This is a genomic window from Bauldia sp. (assembly GCF_020442045.1).
In the GTDB taxonomy this organism is placed as follows: Bacteria; Pseudomonadota; Alphaproteobacteria; order Rhizobiales; family Kaistiaceae; genus Bauldia.
This window is the reverse complement of record NZ_JAGRLA010000075.1, coordinates 1-18,562: the sequence shown is the minus strand read 5'-3', so window position 1 is coordinate 18,562 and position 18,562 is coordinate 1. Positions and strand designations below refer to the sequence as shown.

12 protein-coding genes and 1 other RNA gene are annotated in these 18,562 nt (G+C 68.1%); 8 read left to right on the top strand and 5 right to left on the bottom strand.

Features of this window, described 5'->3' with window-relative positions; translation table 11 throughout:
• Positions 1–83 precede the first annotated feature (83 nt).
• Entirely contained in the window at positions 84–1,304 is a 1,221-nt protein-coding gene (locus KDJ86_RS08440) for a multidrug effflux MFS transporter (protein ID WP_291744678.1), read from the bottom strand.
• A 137-nt stretch (positions 1,305–1,441) separates the two neighbouring features.
• Here KDJ86_RS08440 and ssrA point away from each other — a divergent pair.
• The 5 genes from ssrA to KDJ86_RS08415 all read left to right on the top strand — a co-directional run bounded on the left by ssrA (position 1,442) and on the right by KDJ86_RS08415 (position 4,289).
• Positions 1,442–1,805: a transfer-messenger RNA gene (gene ssrA, locus KDJ86_RS08435) on the top strand.
• A 75-nt stretch (positions 1,806–1,880) separates the two neighbouring features.
• Positions 1,881–2,438, top strand: a complete 558-nt coding sequence (locus tag KDJ86_RS08430) for an SspB family protein (protein WP_291744677.1) — start codon at positions 1,881–1,883, stop codon at positions 2,436–2,438.
• Positions 2,439–2,442: 4 nt separating this feature from the next.
• Entirely contained in the window at positions 2,443–3,873 is a 1,431-nt protein-coding gene (gene fumC, locus KDJ86_RS08425) for a class II fumarate hydratase (RefSeq protein ID WP_291744676.1), read from the top strand.
• Positions 3,873–4,061, top strand: coding sequence for a DUF4169 family protein (locus KDJ86_RS08420; RefSeq protein ID WP_291744675.1), 189 nt, complete (start codon positions 3,873–3,875; stop codon positions 4,059–4,061). The genes fumC and KDJ86_RS08420 overlap by 1 nt, the downstream gene beginning before the upstream one ends.
• A 12-nt stretch (positions 4,062–4,073) precedes the next feature.
• On the top strand, positions 4,074–4,289 hold the full coding sequence (locus tag KDJ86_RS08415; protein WP_291744674.1) for a ribbon-helix-helix domain-containing protein: 216 nt from the start codon (positions 4,074–4,076) through the stop codon (positions 4,287–4,289).
• A 9-nt stretch (positions 4,290–4,298) separates the two neighbouring features.
• Here the strand turns inward: KDJ86_RS08415 and KDJ86_RS08410 are convergent, their stop codons facing one another.
• Together KDJ86_RS08410 and KDJ86_RS08405 are read right to left on the bottom strand one after the other, a co-directional pair.
• Positions 4,299–9,926, bottom strand: a complete 5,628-nt coding sequence (locus tag KDJ86_RS08410) for an AsmA family protein (protein ID WP_291744688.1) — start codon at positions 9,924–9,926, stop codon at positions 4,299–4,301.
• Between the two features lie 36 nt (positions 9,927–9,962).
• Positions 9,963–11,378, bottom strand: coding sequence for an FAD-binding oxidoreductase (locus KDJ86_RS08405; protein WP_291744673.1), 1,416 nt, complete (start codon positions 11,376–11,378; stop codon positions 9,963–9,965).
• Between the two features lie 207 nt (positions 11,379–11,585).
• Between KDJ86_RS08405 and KDJ86_RS08400 the strand changes: the two genes are divergently transcribed.
• Positions 11,586–12,521, top strand: a complete 936-nt coding sequence (locus KDJ86_RS08400) for a DMT family transporter (protein ID WP_291744672.1) — start codon at positions 11,586–11,588, stop codon at positions 12,519–12,521.
• A 6-nt stretch (positions 12,522–12,527) separates the two neighbouring features.
• Here KDJ86_RS08400 and KDJ86_RS08395 read toward each other — a convergent pair whose 3' ends face one another.
• On the bottom strand, positions 12,528–13,565 hold the full coding sequence (locus KDJ86_RS08395; RefSeq protein WP_291744671.1) for a GlxA family transcriptional regulator: 1,038 nt from the start codon (positions 13,563–13,565) through the stop codon (positions 12,528–12,530).
• A 112-nt stretch (positions 13,566–13,677) separates the two neighbouring features.
• Between KDJ86_RS08395 and KDJ86_RS08390 the strand changes: the two genes are divergently transcribed.
• Entirely contained in the window at positions 13,678–14,769 is a 1,092-nt protein-coding gene (locus tag KDJ86_RS08390) for a class I SAM-dependent methyltransferase (RefSeq protein ID WP_291744670.1), read from the top strand.
• Positions 14,770–14,810: 41 nt separating this feature from the next.
• On the opposite strand, the gene KDJ86_RS08385 is transcribed toward KDJ86_RS08390, so the two are convergent.
• Positions 14,811–16,616, bottom strand: coding sequence for a chloride channel protein (locus KDJ86_RS08385; protein ID WP_291744669.1), 1,806 nt, complete (start codon positions 16,614–16,616; stop codon positions 14,811–14,813).
• Between the two features lie 196 nt (positions 16,617–16,812).
• On the opposite strand from KDJ86_RS08385, the gene KDJ86_RS08380 reads away from it, so the two are divergent.
• The gene (locus KDJ86_RS08380) at positions 16,813–18,411 is read left to right on the top strand and encodes a chloride channel protein (RefSeq protein WP_291744668.1); all 1,599 of its coding nucleotides are present in this window, start codon (positions 16,813–16,815) and stop codon (positions 18,409–18,411) included.
• Positions 18,412–18,562 lie beyond the last annotated feature (151 nt).

The following is an 18,562-nucleotide window of genomic DNA, read 5'->3' as shown; positions in this document are numbered from 1 at the left end:
AGCCTTCACGTCGATTCGCCCGCCCGAACCGGGGGCAGAATGACTCTTTGCGGGCCGCGGGCCAAGTTCGCCCGCCTCACCCCCTATTCCGCCGGCGCGGGCACGGTGTTTCCGCCCCGGCCGCGGCCGCTGCGTCGGCCAAGCGTCAGCCAGGCGAGCAGCGCCGCCATGCCGCCGCACGCCGCGATTCCGCTGACGAGCGGCAGCGGCGAGCCGTCGGCGAAGAGACTGACTACCGCCGTGACCAGCGCCCCGAGCAGCATCTGTGTCGTCCCGAGCAGGGCCGAAGCGGTCCCGGCAATCGGCCCGTGGTCGTCAAGGGCCAGCACCGCGCTGGTCGGTACGACGAGGCCCAGCGTCCCGAAGCTGACGAACAGCATCGCCCACAGCACGACGAGGCTCTCCCTGCCGAGCAGCGTCAAGGTCAGCAGCAACAGCGTGAAGCAGGCGAAAGCCGTCGCCGCCGTCAGCACCACCCGCGACAGGCCGAACCGCCTCGCCGCCCAGCCGTTGAGCTGCGCCATGCCGATGAAGGCGAAGGCATTCGAGGCGAAGATCGCGCTGAACTGGATCGGGCTGAGGCCGAAATGGTCGATGAACAGGTACGACCCCCCGGTTATGTACGAGAAGAACGCCGACATGCCGAAGCCGCCGATCAGCGTCACCCCCAGGAACCGCCGGTCGGCCAGCAGCCGCCCGTAGTTGGAGAAGGCGGAGCCCCAGTTGCTGGCGATCCGCGCCTCCGGCGGGCGGGTTTCCGGCAAGGCGGTCAACGCCAGCGCGAGGGCGAGCACGCCCAATCCGGCAAGAACCCAGAATATCTCGCGCCAGCCGGCAAATTCGGTGACGAGGCTGCCGAGCAGCGGCGCCAGCATCGGCGAGACGCTGAACACCAGCATCACCAGCGACATCAGTTGCGCCGCATCGGGACCGGTATGCAGGTCGCGAACGACCGCGCGCGGGATCGTCATCGCCGCGCAGGCCCCGACACCCTGCAGGAATCGCATTGCAATCAACATTTCGACAGACGGCGCCAGCGCGCATCCGATACCGCCGATCGTATAGAGCACCATCCCGACGAAGAGCGGACGCCGGCGGCCGAACATGTCCGACAGCGGCCCATAGATCACCTGGCAGAGGCCGACCGCGGCGAACAGGGCAAGCACGCTGAACTGCACCATGCCGGGCTCGGTATGGAGGTCGGCGCCGATGTCGGGCAGCGCCGGCAGATACATGTCGATCGCAAACGGACCGACGGCCGTCAGCAGCCCGAGAACGACAGCGTTTCGCGCAAAGTTCGCCATTGCATGACTTTCGTGGCCCGCCGGGGCCGTTATGACGTGAAGATTGAAGCAGAAAGGACCGCGATGCTACCACCCGGCGATGCTGCGACGCAACATTCAATTCCCCGGAGCGGGGCTCGGAGCAAGGGATCGTCGACCCGCTTCCCATCCAGCGCTCGAATCCCTATATTCTCCAGTGCCGGAGCGATCCGGCTATGGCGATAAATGGCCATCGAAATAAACCCTGCGGACCCGGGGGCAGTACCCGGCGCCTCCACCAGAGCCCGTTTTGGACCGAGAAGCGGTCTCCGGCGGGGGCGAAATAGGATCGACGAGGGCGTAAAGGGTGTGCTTTTGCCCGGCATGGTACCCGCCGTTATCGGGCCAAATCTATAGTTGCCAACGACAACTATGCAGAGGTTCGCCTCGCTGCGTAATGCAGTGACGCATCCTCATCTCAAGCCCTTGCGGTTTGCACCGTAAGGCGGGGTTCGGAGGCACCTGGCAACAGAAGCCTCCACTGATTTCCGGGGCCGCGCGGCTCCGGTTTTGGGTTATCCGGAGCCATTGCCGGCTTCGACTTGGTTGATCGGGGTCATGGCCGAAGATCTCATTCGCTACGACATACTTGCGCAGGACGCATTGCGCGGCGTGGTCCGCAAGGTCCTGTCCGAGGTCGCACGCACCGGCTTGCCGGGCGACCATCACTTCTTCATCAGCTTCGCGACCCATGCGCCGGGCGTCAGGGTATCGAGCCGCCTCCTCGCGCAATATCCCGAGGACATGACGATCGTCGTCCAGCACCAGTACTGGGATCTGGCGGTGACCGAGCATGCCTTCGATATCGGACTGTCCTTCGACGGGATTCCGGAGCGGCTGCATATTCCTTTCACCGCGGTGAAGGGCTTCCTCGATCCCTCCGTCCAGTTCGGCCTCCAGTTCGAGATCGCGACCAGGCCGGGCGAGCTTCCGGCCGAGGCGCCGCGCGTGCTCGAGGAAGAGGAGCCGCAGCCGGTCGACGACGACACTTCGGCCCGGTTGCCGGCGCCGGTCGCCGAAGCGGAACCGGGCGAAGACGAGAATCACGAGGAAGACGGCCAGCCGGCGGGCGACGCCCAGGTCGTCAGCCTCGACGCCTTCCGCAAGAAGAACTGAGTCCATGGGCAAGCGATCGCATTTCCAGCCGCCGCGCACGGCGGAAACGGCACTGCGGACCGAATCCGACACCTTCGGTCCGATCGATGTTCCCGCCGACCGCTACTGGGGCGCGCAGACCCAGCGCTCCATCCGGAATTTCCCGATCGGCGGCGAGCGGATGCCCGAACCGGTCGTCCGCGCGCTCGGCATGGTCAAGCGGGCCGCGGCCGAAGCCAACATGGACCTCGGCCGCCTCGACCCGACGATCGGCAAGGCCATCGTCGAGGCCGCCCAGGAGGTGATCGACGGCAGGCTCGACGCCCATTTCCCGCTCGTCGTCTGGCAGACCGGCTCCGGCACCCAGTCGAACATGAACGCCAACGAGGTCATCGCCAATCGCGCGATCGAAATCCTCGGCGGCGAGATCGGCTCGAAAGACCCGGTCCACCCCAACAACCACGTCAACATGAGCCAGTCGTCCAACGACTGCTTCCCGAGCGCCATGCACATCGCCTGCGCCGAGGAGGTCGTCCACCGGCTCATCCCGTCGCTGGCCAAGCTGAGGGACGCGCTCGCCGCCAAGGCCGAAGCGTGGAAGGAGATCGTCAAGATCGGCCGCACCCATACCCAGGACGCGACCCCCCTCACCCTCGGCCAGGAATTCTCGGGCTATGCGATGCAGCTCGAAAACGGCATCGCCCGGATCGAGCAGACCCTGCCGAAGCTGATGGAGATCGCCCAGGGCGGCACCGCGGTCGGCACCGGCCTCAACGCGCCGCTCGGCTTCGCGGAGAAGATAGCCGAAAGGATCGCGGCCATCTCCGGCCTCCCCTTCACCTCGGCGCCGAACAAGTTCGAGGCACTTGCCGCGCATGACGCGATGGTCTTCTCCCACGGCGCGATCAACACCGTCGCCGCGTCGCTGTTCAAGATCGCCAACGACATCCGCTTCCTCGGCTCCGGCCCGCGCTCCGGCCTCGGCGAGCTCGCCCTGCCGGAAAACGAGCCGGGGTCGTCGATCATGCCGGGCAAGGTCAACCCGACCCAGAACGAGGCCCTGACCCAGGTCTGCGTCCAGGTCTTCGGCAACAATACCGCGATCACCGTCGCCGGCAGCCAGGGCCATTTCGAGCTGAACGTCTACAACCCGGTGATGGCCTATAACTTTCTGCAGTCGGTCGACCTGATGGCCGAGTCGGCATCGGCCTTCACCGACAATTGCGTCGTCGGCATCGAGCCGCGCCTCGACAACATCAAGGCCGGCGTCGAGCGCTCGCTGATGCTGGTCACCGCGCTTGCCCCGAAGATCGGCTATGACAGGGCGGCCGAAATCGCCAAGACCGCCCACAAGAACGGTACGACGCTGCGCGAGGAAGCGCTGCGGCTCGGCTACGTGACCGGCGAGGAATTCGACGAGGTCGTCCGGCCGGAGGCGATGATCGGACCCGCATGATGCCCGCCGAGATCGTCAACCTTCGCCGTTTCCGAAAGGCCAGGGCGCGCGTCGAGAAGGAAGCGGCGGCGGCGGAGAACCGCTCGCGCCATGGCCGCACCAGGACCGCGAAAGACACGGACCGGATCGACCGCGACCAGGCGGACCGGCATATCGAGGGCCATCGCCGCGACCGGCCAGACGAGTAGCCGGCGCGCCCGATGAAGCGCTCGATCTCCATAGCCGGGCATCGGACCAGCGTTTCGATCGAAACTCCCTTCTGGGATGCGCTCGCCGCGATCGCCAGTGACCGGAAGACGAGCGTCGCCGCCCTGATCGCCGGGATCGATCGCGATCGGCGGGCGGACACCAATCTTTCCTCGTCGATCCGGCTCTTCGTGCTCGAGCACTATCGCAAGGCCTCCGCGCCCGGCTAGGCGGCGGTTTCAGTTCGGCGGGCTGATCACCAGCGGCTCGGCGTCGGTCGGCAGGTTCGAGCGTGCTTGCGGGACCGGCTTTGGCCCATCATCCACGACCGTCGGCCGATTGGGCCTCGGTCGGGGCATCACCGGCGGAGGCACCATGTCCTCGTGCGGCGCAAGCGCGGCTTCGTCGTCCGCCACCGGTAGATCGGTCAGGACCGCGGCCTCTTCGACGTCGGTCGCGGCGCCGGTGATTGCCTCGCCATCGATCGTCACATCCGCGCGGTCGCCGGTATTCGCCCGGCCCTCGACCCAGCCACGCGGCAGCTCCGCCGCGCGCCGGGCGGCGTCCCGCGCAGCAGCCGCGGCTCCGTCCGCCTTGGCCGCGGCTTCCTTGGCAGCGGCCTCGGCGGCGTGGAGCTCATCGAGCGCGCCGCCCGCCTCGCCGAGCGCGGCCGCCTCGGCGGCGGCCTTCTCGTCCACAAGCGCGGTCGCCTCCGTGGATGCCTCTTCGGCTTCCGCGAGCACCTGTTCGGCAAGATCGACCGCCCGGGTGGCCTGTTCGAGGCGGCTTCTGGCGCCTGCGGCCTTGTCCTCGGCGGCGCGTTCGGCGGCGGTCGCGTCCGCCGCGAGCGCCTCGGCGGCGGCCCGGTCATCGGCGGCGCCCATGGCCGCTGCCTGGGCCTCGGCAAACGCTGCCTCCGCCTTTGCCACGTCCGCCCTGGCGGCCTCGGCCTCTTCGGCCGCCTGCTCCGCGGCGGCCCGTGCATCGGCGACCGCTTTCGCGGCCTCCTGATAGGACCGCTCCTTCTCCTGCACGAATGCCTCGGCCTCGCGCGCCGTCGCGGCGGCGTTCTCCGCCGCTGTCGCCGCCGCCTCCGCGGTCAGGGAAGCAGCCCTCGCTGCCGCATCGGCTTCCTGAGCGACAGCCTGCGCGGCGTTTGCCGGCTCGACAAGCGACTGCGCCTCGTCGGTCGCCTTTTTCAATGCCACCTGCGCCGCATCGACGGTCTTCCCGCTATCGGCGACCTGCTCGGTCAGGTCGCCGACCTTTGCCTCGGCCGCGGTAACCGCGTCCTTTGCATTGGCCGCCGCGGCTTCCGCTTCGATCAGCGCGGCGCGGGCGTCTTCGAGCCGCGCCGTACCATTGTCGAAGCTGTTCCCGCCGCCGAGCGTCACGTCGCCGGGCTCGGTGAGGGGCCTTTTGTTGCTGGCCTCCACTAGCTCCGCGACGGTCGCGCGCGCATCGGCGACGGCCTTGTCGGCTTCGGCTGACCTCGCCCGCGCCGCGCCGAGCGCGGCCTCGGCCGCCTTCCGCGCATCGGCGATTGCCGCGGCGTCGGCACGCGCCCTCTCCAGCGCCGCGTCGGCTTGCTTGGCGAATTCCACCGCGGCCTGAAGGTTGGCATCCGCCCGATTCGCCCCGGTGAGGGTCGCCTTCGCTCGTTCCGCCGTCGCCGCCGCGTCGTCTTGCGCTTCGCCGCGTCGCTTGACCGCGACGACCTCGGTTTCCGCCTTGACCGTCGCATCCGCCTTGGCGGCGGCGAGTTCCTCGCCGCGCCCTTGCGCCACCTCCGCCAAAGCCGTCGCCCGATCGGCAAGCTCACCCGCCCGCGCCGCCGCCTCGTCAGCCGCGGCTTTCGCAACCTTCAGCCTTTCCCCGGCCTTGGCGACCGCGGCGAGCGCGGCATCGCTGCCCTCGGCGGCCGTTCCGACATCGCCGCCGGCGGCCTCGCGCGTGGCCCGCGCTTCCGCCAGCGCCGCTTCGGCGTCCTCGACGGTATCCGCCGCGGCCTCGGCCCGCGCCTTCGCCGCCTCCAGGGCCTGCTGCCTGTCGACAACGATCCCTGCCGCATCGGCCGCCGCATTCTCGGCGCGCGTCAGCTCTTCGGTGGCGACCCGCTGCGCCTCGGACGTTCTGGCGATCGCGGCCTGCATCTCTTCGACCATCCGGCTGGCCTCGGCCGCCCGCTGCTTCTCGGCTTCGGCCGCTGCCGCGGCATCGCTCGCGGCCTGCTCGGCTGCGGCCTTGGTCTCGGCGGCGGCGGTCATCCGCTCCCACCACGCGGCGTTCTCGGCCGCGGCGCGCGCCTCCGCCTGGCGATCCCGCATTACGTGGAGATCACTGACATTCCTGGCAGCGGCGATCCGTGCCTGCCGCGCCGCCTCGGCTTCTCGCTCGCGCCGCTCGCCGTCTTCCCGGAGCTTGCGGCGAAGCCGGTTCAGCCGCTCCTTCTCGAGGCGTGCCTCCTCTTCCATGATCAGGATCTGCTGGATGCGCTCCTCCTGACGGATATTCAGATACGAGTTGAACTGAAGCACGTCGAAGATCCGGCTCGGCTCCGAGAGCGGCCCGCGGAAGACGATACCGACCTGCGGTGGCGAGCCGTCTTCGTCGACATCGCCGGAATCGAGGGTCAGCGTCCAGTCGCTGTCGATCGTCATCGTGTTGAGGTCGATCGCCGCGCTGCCGGTGGCGCCGGCATCCGGCGTCTTGACCGACATGTTCTGGATGCGCAGCGTCCCGGCCGCGATCGAGAACGCCGCCTCGGCTTCCGCGAAGCTCATCGATCCACCATCGATATAACTCGCGAAGAGGTCGCGCAGCTGGTCCTCGTTGAACTGCTGGCCGATATCCGAAGCCCTGATCACCAGGTTCGCCGCCCGCGGATTGACATAGCGCGCCTCGCCGTCGTGGATCGCCAGCGTCCCGCCCCCGGTCAGCGACGAGATCAGGCCGGCCGGGGACCGGCCGGTCGCCTCGAAATCCGCCGACATGTCGAGCGTGCCGGTCGCCACGGCGCGGCCCGCGCGCTGCCAGATGATCGTGTCGAGGGCGCCCCCGACCAGGCTCATTCGTCCGGTGACATTGGCGTTGCCGCCGACATTGCGGATGGAGAAGCCGCCGACCACGTCGCCGCCGAGCGTCTCGCCCGACTTGACGTCGAACTCGACCCGGTTCGGCTCCAGCGACATTGCCAGCTTGGCATTGGTCACACGCAGCGCATTGCCGAAGGTCAGCTCTTCGGTCGCGAGGTCGAAGGCTGCTTCGAGGTGACCGAAGACCGGCTCGCTGAAGGCCGTCTTCGACCACGGCGCCTCGGGATCGTCGCCGGGCAGTGGCGAAAAGCCGAGGCCCAGCGAGGCGACCCATCCGGCGTCGATCGTATCGACGAAGAGATCGCCTTCCTCGAGGCTCACCCCGCCCTCGGCGCGGGGCGCCGCGCGAACCGAGCCGCTGACCCGATGGCCGGCGATCTGGCCGTTGGTCCAGGAGAGTTCCGCCGACGGGCCGAGGCTGGAAATGTCTCCGGCGAGCCGCACCGGCGTACCAAGCGCGGCGCCCGGAATACCGAGCCCGACCATCCGGACCAGCGGCTCGATATCCTCGGTCTCGACGCCGAATGTCCCGGCATAGGTCGCCGGCAAGTCCCGGGCGAGCACGAGGGTGCCGGCGCTGTCGACCGTCAGCCCGCCGAAGGTTCCCTGGAGCTTCGCCGCGAGCCCCTCCGCGGGGATGCCTTCGGCGGAGAAGCTGATGCGTGCCCCGCCGATCGAGTCCCCGACCGGATCGAGCCCGACCTGGCGGGCGACACCGACCGCGTCATAGGATGACAGCGAGCCGCTGAAACGCGACTTGCCGGTCCGCCACGCTTCCGGCGCGCCCGCGAACTCGATGGTCGCGTCGAAGTTGGTCGCCGCCGCCGCGCCCTTGATGTCGAGCCGGGAATTCGGCGCACCATCCTGGAGAACCGAGTCGATCGTTATCCCGAGCGAGGCCGGCGCCAGCGACGGCGCCGCTTCCAGGAACCAGCGCGAGAAGCGCGTGTCTGGCGCGATGCGATCGATCACCCGGGCAAGTCCGGTCAGCGTCCCCGCGGTGAGCTGGGCCTCGATCCGGCCGAGCGGCTCGGTCAGCACGTCGTCGATCTGGCCACGCGTCACCTTCAGCGAAGCGCCGCCAATGTCGCCGACCTCGATACCGTTGACGGCGAGACCGCCGCCGGCAAAGGCCGCGTCGATCATGACACCGCGCATCACCACGTCCTCGATGGCGAGCTCCCCGGCGGACAGCTTGATCGTGTAATTGTCGGCGATCGCCGTCGCATCGGCAAAGTCGCGGCCGCCGAGCAGTTCGGCCAATGCCTTGATCTGGACGAAGTCGAGCCGGTCGGCCTCGAGATCGGTGCGCAGCTTGCGCTCCGGCGAGTCGGCCGTCGCCCGCGACCAGGAGAATCCGCCGGTGATGGTCGCATCGCCGATCCGGGTGGTCATGCCCTCGACCGCGACGCCGCCGAGATTGACCGTCGCACGGCCCGACAGGTCGAAGGGCGCGAGCAGCCGCCCCGCTCCTTCGGAATTCTTGCCGCGCCACCAGTTGGCGAAGGTCGCCGGCTGGCCGACGGCGAGGCGGACGACGCCGCCAAATCCCACCCGTTCCCCGGTCGACAGCCGCCCGTCCGCCTGGAAGGACGCCTGCCCCGGCAGCCGCGCCTGCAGGCCTTCGATCTGCCAGCCGGCATCCTCGGGCATCGCGACGAAGCGCACGTCCTGGATGACGCTGCCGCCGACCACGATGCCCGGCACGTTGAACCGCACCCGGCCGGGGATCGGCGGGACGGGAATTCCGGCCAGCCATTCGACGAAGCTGTCGGCGGCGGTGCCGACCTCGACCGGTTTGGTCGGCCCCTCGCCGAGCGAACGATCGAGGTCGAGCTGGCGGGCCTGGACCGTTGCCTCGAAGCGCGCATTCTCGCCGAGATCGACCGTCATCGACCCGGCAAGGCTCGACGGGCGGTCCGGCGGCCCTTCGGTCAGGATCGCCTTGTCGATGATCAACTGCTCGCGGGTCAGGTTGAAGCTGCCCTCGCTCCGCCAGCCGGGAGAATCGCCGGGCTCGCGCCCCTCGGCGGCGACGATCTGGGTGAGGTTGTAGGTTCCGACATAGGTCAGTCCCGCATCGCTCCAGCCGATCACCCCGTCGGCGCCGATGGCGATCGGCAGCTGTCCGGGCGTCGCGTCCACCTTGACCCTGAGCTTGCCGTCGGCGGCGACGCTGCCGGTCGCGACGGTGAACTGGACCGGCACGCCATCCTTGGAGGTGCTGCCTTCGATCCGCCACGGCCCGGCCAGCGTCCTCGCCTCGATCGACGCCCGGATGTCCCTGAGCGTGATGGTCGAACCGGCGCCGGCGTCGGTATAGAGCAGCGTGCCGTCGGTCACTTCGACACCGTTGAGGACGACGGATTCCGGATTGAGCTCCCGCGACAGGTCGGTGCGCAGCAGCCAGTCGACCTGGCCCCTGTCGTCGACGGAGACGCGTACCGTCGGCTTCTCCAGCTTCATCGAGATGACGCGGATCTCGCCTTGCATCAGCGGCAGCAGCTCGATGGTAACGGAGAATTTCTCGACCGTCATCATCGGCTGGCCCTCGGTGTCGCCGACCTCGACATTGGTGAAGGTCAGCGATGGCGACGGCAGGATCGATGCATCGGCCGAACCGACGACATGCACCGGCTGGCCGAGAATCTTCTCGGCCTCGGCCTCGAAATTGGCCTTGTAGTCGTCCCAGTTGATGAACCACGGACCGATCAGCGCCGCGAAGAGCGCGATCACGACGAGGCTCCCGAGGAATACGTAGAGCCGGCTCAGCCTTCATCTCCTTCCGGTCGTCGCGCCCCGCTACGGTCAGACTGCGACAACGATCTTCCCCGGATTCATGATGTTGTCCGGATCGATCGCGCGTTTGATCGCTCGCATCACCGCCAGCCCGTCTCCATGCTCGGCGGCGAGGTATTTCATCTTGCCCTGCCCGACCCCATGCTCCCCGGTGCATGTGCCGTCCATGGCGATCGCCCGCATGTTGAGCCGGCCGACGAAGGCGGCGGCCCGCTCGACCTCGCCGGGATCGCCGATATCCACCAACATCGTGACGTGGAAATTGCCGTCGCCGACATGCCCGACGATTGGACCCACCAAACCGGACTTTTCGATGTCCTCGGCGGTTTCCGTGACGCATTCCGCGAGCCGCGAGATCGGCACGCAGGCATCGGTGGCGATCGCCTTGGCCCCGGGCCGCAGGCCGACCGCGGACCAGTAGACGTCGTGGCGCGCCTTCCACAGCTTGTGGCGCGCTTCCGCGGTGGTCTCCCATATGAACTGGCCGGCGCCGAATTCCGCCGCGATCTCGCCGAATGCCACCGACTGCTCCTCCACCGAGGCGGGCGAGCCGTGGAATTCGAGGAAGAGGGTCGGAGTCTCCTCGAGGTCGAGCTTCGAATAGGCGTTGCAGGCCTTCACCTGCAGCGCGTCGAGCAGCTCGATCCGCGCGACCGGTATGCCGCTCTGGATGGTCAGGATGACCGCGTTGCAGGCGTCCTCGATCGTCCTGAACGGGCAGACGCCGCCGGAAATCGCCTCGGGAATGCCGTGCAGCTTCAGGGTCAGCTCGGTGATCACGCCGAGCGTCCCCTCCGAGCCGATCAGCAGCCGGGTCAGGTCGTATCCGGCCGAGGATTTCTTGGCCCGGTGGCCGGTCTTGACCACCGATCCGTCGGGCATCACCGCGGTGAGGTTGAGTATGTTGTCGCGCATCGTCCCGTAGCGCACCGCGTTGGTGCCCGAGGCCCGCGTCGCCGCCATGCCGCCGAGCGAGGCCTCGGCGCCGGGATCGATCGGGAAGAACAGGCCGGTGTCGCGCAGATACTCGTTCAGTTCGTAGTGGGTGATTCCGGGCTGGACGACGCAATCGAGGTCCTCGGCATGGACCGCGACCACCTGCTTCATGCGGCTGAAATCGATCGAGATGCCGCCACCCGGGGCATTGACCTGGCCTTCGAGCGACGATCCGGCCCCGAAGGGGATGACCGGCACGCGGAGGTCGGCGCAGACCCGCACGATCTCGACCACATCCTCGGTCGATTCGGCGAAGATCACCGCGTCCGGGGGCTGGTTGGTGAGCCAGGTCAGCGTATGGCCGTGCTGCCGCCGCACCGCCTCCGACTGCGCGAACCGCTCGCCGAAACGCCCGGCAAGCCGGGGCAAAGCCTCGGCGATACCGGTTTCGTTGCGGGTAACGGGCTCGACCGCGACCTGGACCGTCATTCCGACTCGGAAGCCTCTTTCTCTCTGGTGCTAGGCACCGTAGCAAAATGGCGAATATGAGCCAAAGCCAAGATTATCGTCACAGGCGGCCGGTCGCCCCGATCCGGTGAGCCCGCGTCGGAACGCATGCGAGGCGCACGGAATCGGAATGCGGCGCGCCCCATGCCGGACTATACAAGACGCGTTTTCCGAGTCGCCGGTCTTCCAATGTCCTCACCGATCAGCCGCACCATGTCCGTCACCGAATGGGGGCTCCTCGTCTCGCTGTCGATCCTGTGGGGCGGCTCTTATTTCTCCAATGCCGTCGCCCTTGCCCACCTGCCGCCGCTGACCCTGGTCGCCGCCCGCGTCCTGATCGCGGCGGCCCTGCTCTATCTTGTGGTGCGGATGACCGGAAAGACGATGCCGGTCGGCCGGCGCGTATGGGCCGCCTTCGTTGCCATCGCGCTGCTCAACAACGTCATCCCGTTCAACCTGATCGCCTGGGGCCAGACCCAGATACCGAGCGGGCTGGCCTCGATCCTCAACGCCACCACGCCCTTTTTCACCGTCCTCGCCGCCCATCTCTTCACCCGTGACGAAAAGCTGACCGCGGGCCGCCTCCTCGGCGTTCTGATCGGATTCGGCGGCGTCGTCGCAATGATCGGCGCGGACGCGCTGGTCGATACCGCCACCGGCCACATCCTCGGCCAGTTCGCCCTGCTCGGCGCGGCCTTCAGCTATGCCCTGTCGGCGGTCTTCGCGCGCCGCTTCGCGCAGGCCGGCGTAGCGCCGCTGACCGCCGCAACCGGCCAGTTCGCCGCCGCCGCGCTGATCCTCACGCCCCTGGCGCTTGTCGTCGACCAGCCATGGCTGCTTCCTGCCCCCGGCCCGGCGGCGCTCGGCGCGGTCTTCTTCCTCGCGGCTTTCTCCAGCTGCCTCGCCTACATCATCTACTACCGCATCCTCGCGACCGCCGGCGCGGTCAACCTGATGCTGGTCACTCTCCTGGTTCCCGTCACCGCCGTCCTGCTCGGGACCTTCGTGCTCGGCGAGCGGCTTGCCCTCCACCAGCTCGTCGGCATGGCGGCGATCGGCCTCGGCCTCGCGGTCATCGACGGCCGGCCGCTGGCGACGCTCAGGCGGCGGATGAGGATGGCCTGACCCGCGTCATCGATTGGCCGGTATCCTGCCGAGTGACCGGAAGCGCTGCCGATAGCGCGCCGGCGTGACGCCGGCTTTCCGTTTGAACAGGCGGCGGAAGAACGCCGCGTCCTCGTAGCCGACCGCATGGGCGATCGCATCGGTCGGCTCGCCGGAGGTCTCCAGCATCTGCTTGGCTTCCTCGATCCGCACCGTCTGAACATAGTCGACCGGCGCGTAGCCCGTCGACGTCTTGAAGCGGCGTTTGAAGGTTCGCTCCGGCAGACCGGACAGCGCGACCATCCGCGCCACCGGCCCGGCGGCCGCATAATGCTCCGCGATCCATCGCTGCGCCTCGGCGACCACCGCGTCGTCGTTGCGGTCGGACCGACGCATGGCGGCGTAGGGCAGCTGACCTTCGCTCCGGTCGCCGAATACAAAAATCTTGGAGATCCGGATGGCCTCGGCCTCGCCGCGGAAGCGGGCGATGAGATAGAGCGCAAGGTCTTCCCAGGACGCCGAACCGCCACTCGTGACAATGCGGTCGTCTGGTCCCCCGCGGGAGAGGATGCGCTCCGGACAGATCCGGATTTCCGGATAATAGGTCTCGAACATCGATGTCGCCGCCCAATGGGTGGTCGCCTCGACGTCGCGCAGGACACCGGCCTCCGCGAGCAGGACCGTGCCGGTGCAGACCGAGCACAGCGTCGCCCCCGTGTCATGCTGGCTGGCGATCCAGGCCGATAACGCCGGCCACCGCCCGCGCGGATCCCTGTGCGGCAGGATGCTGAGGTCCGTGGCGACGAGGATATCGGTTCGCGGCGTGCTCTCGATCGAGGCATGCGGAGCGATCGGGATTCCCATCGTCGTGGTGAAGGGCTTGCCGTCGACGGACACGATACGGGTGTCGAAGCGGCCGCAATCTGCCGTCTCCCCGGTGATTTCGCCCCAGGCGACCCCGACCGATTGCAGGACCTCATAAAGGCCATAGAGCGCCGCCGGTGTGGTTTCCGGAAGCGCCAGAAGGCTGATCGAGACCGGTCTGTTGTTGTCCGCGGCGGTCATGATTCCGGCATGGCTTGAAAGCCCCGCTTTTGTCCGATTGGCCGCTGATGCGGCGCGCCGGTGTCCGGTATCCCCCTGACGTATCGCCAATGCAACCCGATGGAGATATCCGATGTCACTTGCTGCCAACCCAGCCCTCCCGGCCTTCGACGAAGCCGCCGCCGAAGCGTTCGCCGGCCGCGTGATGGAGATCCTCAACGACGGCGCCATCGCCGCCATGATCGCGATCGGCCACCGGTCCGGTCTTTTCGACACCCTGGCCAGGATGCCGCCCGCCACCAGCGTGGAGATAGCCCGCGCGGCGGAGTTGAACGAGCGCTACGTCCGCGAATGGCTCGCCGTGATGGTGACCGCCCGTATTCTCACCTACCACCCCGGCGGAAAGACCTATGAATTTCCGGACGAGCATGCCGCATGGCTGACCCGCGGCGGCACGCTGGGCAATCTGGCCGTCTACGGTCAGTTCGTCGCCGTGATCGGCGCGCTCCAGGATAAGATTCTCGATCGCCTCGAAAGCGGCAACGGGCTTGCCTATGACGACTATCCCCACTTCCACGGCATGATGGCCGAGGACAGTGGCCAGACCGTCACGGCCCGGCTCGTCGACACGATCCTGCCTCTCGCCGAGGGAATTTCAGATCGTCTCGAAGCCGGCATCGACGTCCTCGATGCCGGCTGCGGTCGTGGCGCGTCCTTGATCGCGCTCGCCGAACGGTTCCCGAAGAGCCGGTTCGTCGGCTACGACCTCGGCGCCGACGCAATCGCTTTCGCTCGGAAGGTCGTCGAGGAAAAGGGCCTCGCCAACATCCGTTTCGAGGCCCGCGACCTCACCGGTTACGACGAGAAGGAGCGGTTCGACTTCATCACCACCTTCGACGCCGTCCACGACCAGAAGGACCCGGCGGAATTCGTTCGCGGCCTGTTCGGCGCGCTCCGGCCCGGCGGCGTCTACCTGATGCAGGATATCGGAGGATCCGCCTGTCTCGAAAACAATCTCGACTTCCCCCTCGCCGCCTTCCTCTACGCGGTGTCCTTCACCCACTGCATGCCGGTTTCCCTCGGCCAGGGCGGCGCGGGGCTGGGCACCATGTGGGGATGGGAGACCGCCGTGGCGTTCCTTGAGGCCGCTGGCTTCACCGGTATCGACCGAACGGTCCTGCCGCACGATCCGATGAACGTCTGGTTCGTGTCCCGCAAGGACTGACCCGACGGAATTGCCTGATCGGGCCGCCCCGCCCGGTCCGGTCAGGCATAGTGATTGGCGACGACCGCGCCGGCGATCTCAGGCGCGGCGATCACGCCGACCACATTCTCCGGCCGCGGAATCCCGGACGGGTTGTTGACGACGATCGCCACGCCCCTGCCCCGCCGGTTCATGCGGGCGATGATCGTGTTGAGGATGCTGGACTCGGGCGCGATCACGTAATTCTCGGCGACGACCGAGGCGAGCGTCTGGCCGGCATAGCGGTCGGGGGTGTAGGAGCCCGCGGCGAGACGCGCGACGCCGGCGATCCGCGATCCGTCGGAGACGATGATATGGGCGACCGGCCGGTCGGCGATCGTCGCCAGCGCATCGGCGATCGACGTCTCGACCGGCAGGACGACGAAATCGCGGTTCATCAATTCGCGCGCCTGCCGGACGAGATACATGTTGGTGTGGCGGATGGTCGGGATCGGCCGCCCGCGATGCCTGAGCTTCACCGTATAGATGTTCTCGGTGATCAGCGCCCGCCGTGTTCCAGTCGCCAGCGCCACCGCGAGCACCAGCGGCACGATGACGTGATAGTCGCGGGTCATCTCGAAGATCATCACGATCGCGGTCATCGAGGCGCCGGTGGCGCCGCCGACGACGGCCCCCATCCCGACCACCGCGAACTCGATCACCGAAAAGCCGGCATCGGGGAAGATCGCGATGCCGATCGCGCCGAAGGCCGCGCCCAGCGTCGCGCCGATGAACAGTGAGGGCGAGAAGACGCCGCCCGAGGCGCCGGCGCCGAGGCTGACCGAGGTCGCGAGTATCTTGCCGGCGAAAAGAGCGACGAGAAGGGCTATGGCGCCGATCCCGCCATTGAGGATCGACTGGATGGTGGCATAGCCGACGCCGGCGGTATGCGGCTGGCCGGTGACGATCTGGAAGCCGTAGAACAACAGGCCGATCGACAGCATGCCGATGATGTTCTGGGTATAGGCGTTGCCCGGAAGCTTGGGGAAGAAATCCTCGCAGAAGGCGAGGAAGCGGATGAAGAGCCAGGACGCCACGCCAGCGCCGGTGCCGAGAAGCGCAAAGCCGGCGAGCAGCAGGAAGGTGACCGGCCGGTCGTAGGGCATCGCGGCATCGGGAAGCGAGAAGGCCGGATCGAGGCCGAAGACCAGCCGGCCGATCGAGGTCGCCGAGGTGGTCGCGACAACCACCGGCAGGAATGTCCGGTTGCTGACTTCGGGCAGCAGCAGCTCGACGGCGAACATCACGCCGCCGAGCGGCGTGTTGAAAGTCGCCGCGATGCCGGCCCCCGCCCCGGCCGACAGGAGCGTGATTTTCTGCCAGCGGACCAGCGACATCTTCCGTGCGATGGTCGAGCCGAAGGATGCGCCGATCTGGATGATCGGCCCCTCGCGGCCGACCGAGGCGCCGGAACCGATGGAAATCGCCGAGGCGATCGACTTCACGATGGCGACGACGCCGCGGACGTTGCCCTTGTTGTGATAGACCGCATACATCACCTCCGGCACGCCATGGCCCTTGGCCTCGGGGGCGAAGGTTTGCACCAGCCACACCACGATCAGGCCGCCGATCACCGGCGCTGCGATGATCCATGGCCCCCAGGGACTTGGCCCATCGAAGAAGTTGGCGTCGTAGGTGAAGCTGAACGTCCCGAGGAAGAACAGGTTGTGGACCGCCGAGATCAGGGCGCGGAAAATGACGGCGCCAAGCGCCGCCACCACCCCGATGACAAAGGCAAATGCCACGAGGGAGGGCAATGAAAGCGTGCGGTCTTCCCCGGCGGATTCCGCTGGCGCGGATACCGGTGCGGATGCGGGCAGATTAGTCATGACAGGTCCGGAGGGATTTGCCGGACTGTCCTGCACGCCTGGGGTCCCGCGGTCAAGGACGGCGGCTTCGACTATTGAAATGATGCCCGGCTGGCGCGACCGTCCGGAGAAACACGGGCGACGGCACGCTTGAGCCCGCCCGAGCGGCCCGCTAGACCGGGGCATGGCGCCGAGGCATCCGACGGTCGGCGAGACCGTGCGACATTGGACCACAGCCAATTTCCGCCAATTCCAGCTGGCGCGGAACCCTGTCGTCTGGCTGCTGTCGCCTCTCGTCGGCGTCGCCACCGGCGTCGCCGCCATCGGATTCCGCCTGGCCATCGGCGTCTTCCAGTGGCCGTGGCTTGGCACCATGACCGAGAATGTCACCGAAGCGGCCGGCCGGCAGCCCTGGTGGGTGATCCTGATCGCCCCGGCCGTCGGCGGCCTGCTGGTCGGGCTGATGCTGAAATACCTGCTTGCCGCCGGTCGCGCCGCGGCGGTCCCCGACGTCATGGAGGCGCGCATCAATGCCGGCCGCGGCCTCGGCATCCGCCAGGGCCTGTGGAACGCGCTGGCCAGCAGCCTGTCGCTCGGCGTCGGCGCCAGTGCCGGCCGCGAGGGCCCGATCGTCCACCTCGGCGCCTCGATCGCGGCGGCGACCTTCTCGCGCCTTCGCCTCTCCGACGCGGCCCGGCGGACGCTCCTCGGCTGCGGCGTCTCGGGGGCGGTCGCCGCCTCCTTCAACGCCCCGATCGCCGGCGTCCTCTTCGCCCAGGAGGTGATCCTCGGCCATTTCGCCCTCGGCAGCTTCATGCCGCTGGTGCTCGCCGCCGTCACCGCGACCATCGTCTCCCAGGCCTGGTTCGGCAATGTCGCCGCCTTCGTCGTCCCCGCCTACCAGATCACCTCCTATCTCCAGGTGCCGGCCTTCGTCCTCCTCGGCGTCATGGCCGCTGCCGTCGCGATCATCTTCCAGCTGGCGATGATCGTCAGCGACTGGGTGGCGCGCCACGTCGAGATACCGCTTGTCGCCCGGCCGGCGATCGGCGGGCTGCTGATCGGCGCGATCGCGATCGTTTTCCCGCAGGTGCTTGGCGTCGGCTACGACGCGACCGACGCGGCGCTGAAGGGCCAGCTTTCCATCGCCATGATGATCGCGCTGATCGCCGCCAAGACCGCTGCGACCTCGATCGCCTTCGCCTCCCGCTTCGGCGGCGGCGTCTTCTCGCCGGCGCTCTATCTCGGCGCGATGACCGGCGGCGCCTTCGGCCTGATCGCCGCCGCCGTCTTTCCCGGATACGGCTCCGGCGAGGGGCTTTACGCGATCCTCGGCATGGGCGCGGTCGCCGCCGCCGTCCTCGGCGCGCCGATCTCGACCACCGTCATGGTCTTCGAGCTGACCGGCGGCTTCGCGCTGTCGCTCGCCCTCCTCCTCACCGTCTCGATCGGCAACGGCTTGTCGAACGCGGTGCTCGGCCGCTCCTTCTTCCAGGCCCAGCTCGAATCCCGCGGCTTCGCGCTCCACGAAGGCCCGCACCGGGTGGTGATGAAGGCGATCTGCGTCGCCGACTTCATGGAGCCGCTCGGCCCCGAGGACGACCCGGCGCTTGCCGAACCCGAGCGCGAGACATCGCTGAAGGCCGACGACACCCTGGAGGCGGCGCTGCGCGCCTTCGACGCCGCCGGCCGCGACCGGCTGCCGGTCACCGCGCCCGACGACCGGTCAAGAAAGGTCGGCTGGGCCCGCCAGGTCCGCGCCCTCGGCGCCTTCAACCGCGCGCTGATCGACGAGAGCGTCGAGGAGCACCGCTAGGGAGATCGGGCCTGTCGCGAAACGGCCAGTCTGCCTATTCGCTCTCGCCGCCGTGCTCCCCGAGCCAGGCATTGAAGCGGTCGCGCAGCGCCGCCTCGCCCTTGCCGAACAGGAAGACCTTCTCGCTGTGCGTATAGGGCTTGTCCGGGTT

Excerpts from the sequence above, each read along its gene's own strand:
- KDJ86_RS08395 (WP_291744671.1), bottom strand. The coding sequence starts at position 13,565 with ATGACCGCCGCGGACAACAACAGACCGGTCTCGATCAGCCTTCTGGCG.
- KDJ86_RS08405 (WP_291744673.1), bottom strand. The coding sequence starts at position 11,378 with ATGACGGTCCAGGTCGCGGTCGAGCCCGTTACCCGCAACGAAACCGGT.
- KDJ86_RS08415 (WP_291744674.1), top strand. The coding sequence starts at position 4,074 with ATGAAGCGCTCGATCTCCATAGCCGGGCATCGGACCAGCGTTTCGATC.
- fumC (WP_291744676.1), top strand. The coding sequence starts at position 2,443 with ATGGGCAAGCGATCGCATTTCCAGCCGCCGCGCACGGCGGAAACGGCA.
- KDJ86_RS08420 (WP_291744675.1), top strand. The coding sequence starts at position 3,873 with ATGCCCGCCGAGATCGTCAACCTTCGCCGTTTCCGAAAGGCCAGGGCG.
- KDJ86_RS08385 (WP_291744669.1), bottom strand. The coding sequence starts at position 16,616 with ATGACTAATCTGCCCGCATCCGCACCGGTATCCGCGCCAGCGGAATCC.
- KDJ86_RS08390 (WP_291744670.1), top strand. The coding sequence starts at position 13,678 with ATGTCACTTGCTGCCAACCCAGCCCTCCCGGCCTTCGACGAAGCCGCC.
- KDJ86_RS08430 (WP_291744677.1), top strand. The coding sequence starts at position 1,881 with ATGGCCGAAGATCTCATTCGCTACGACATACTTGCGCAGGACGCATTG.
- KDJ86_RS08440 (WP_291744678.1), bottom strand. The coding sequence starts at position 1,304 with ATGGCGAACTTTGCGCGAAACGCTGTCGTTCTCGGGCTGCTGACGGCC.
- KDJ86_RS08400 (WP_291744672.1), top strand. The coding sequence starts at position 11,586 with ATGTCCTCACCGATCAGCCGCACCATGTCCGTCACCGAATGGGGGCTC.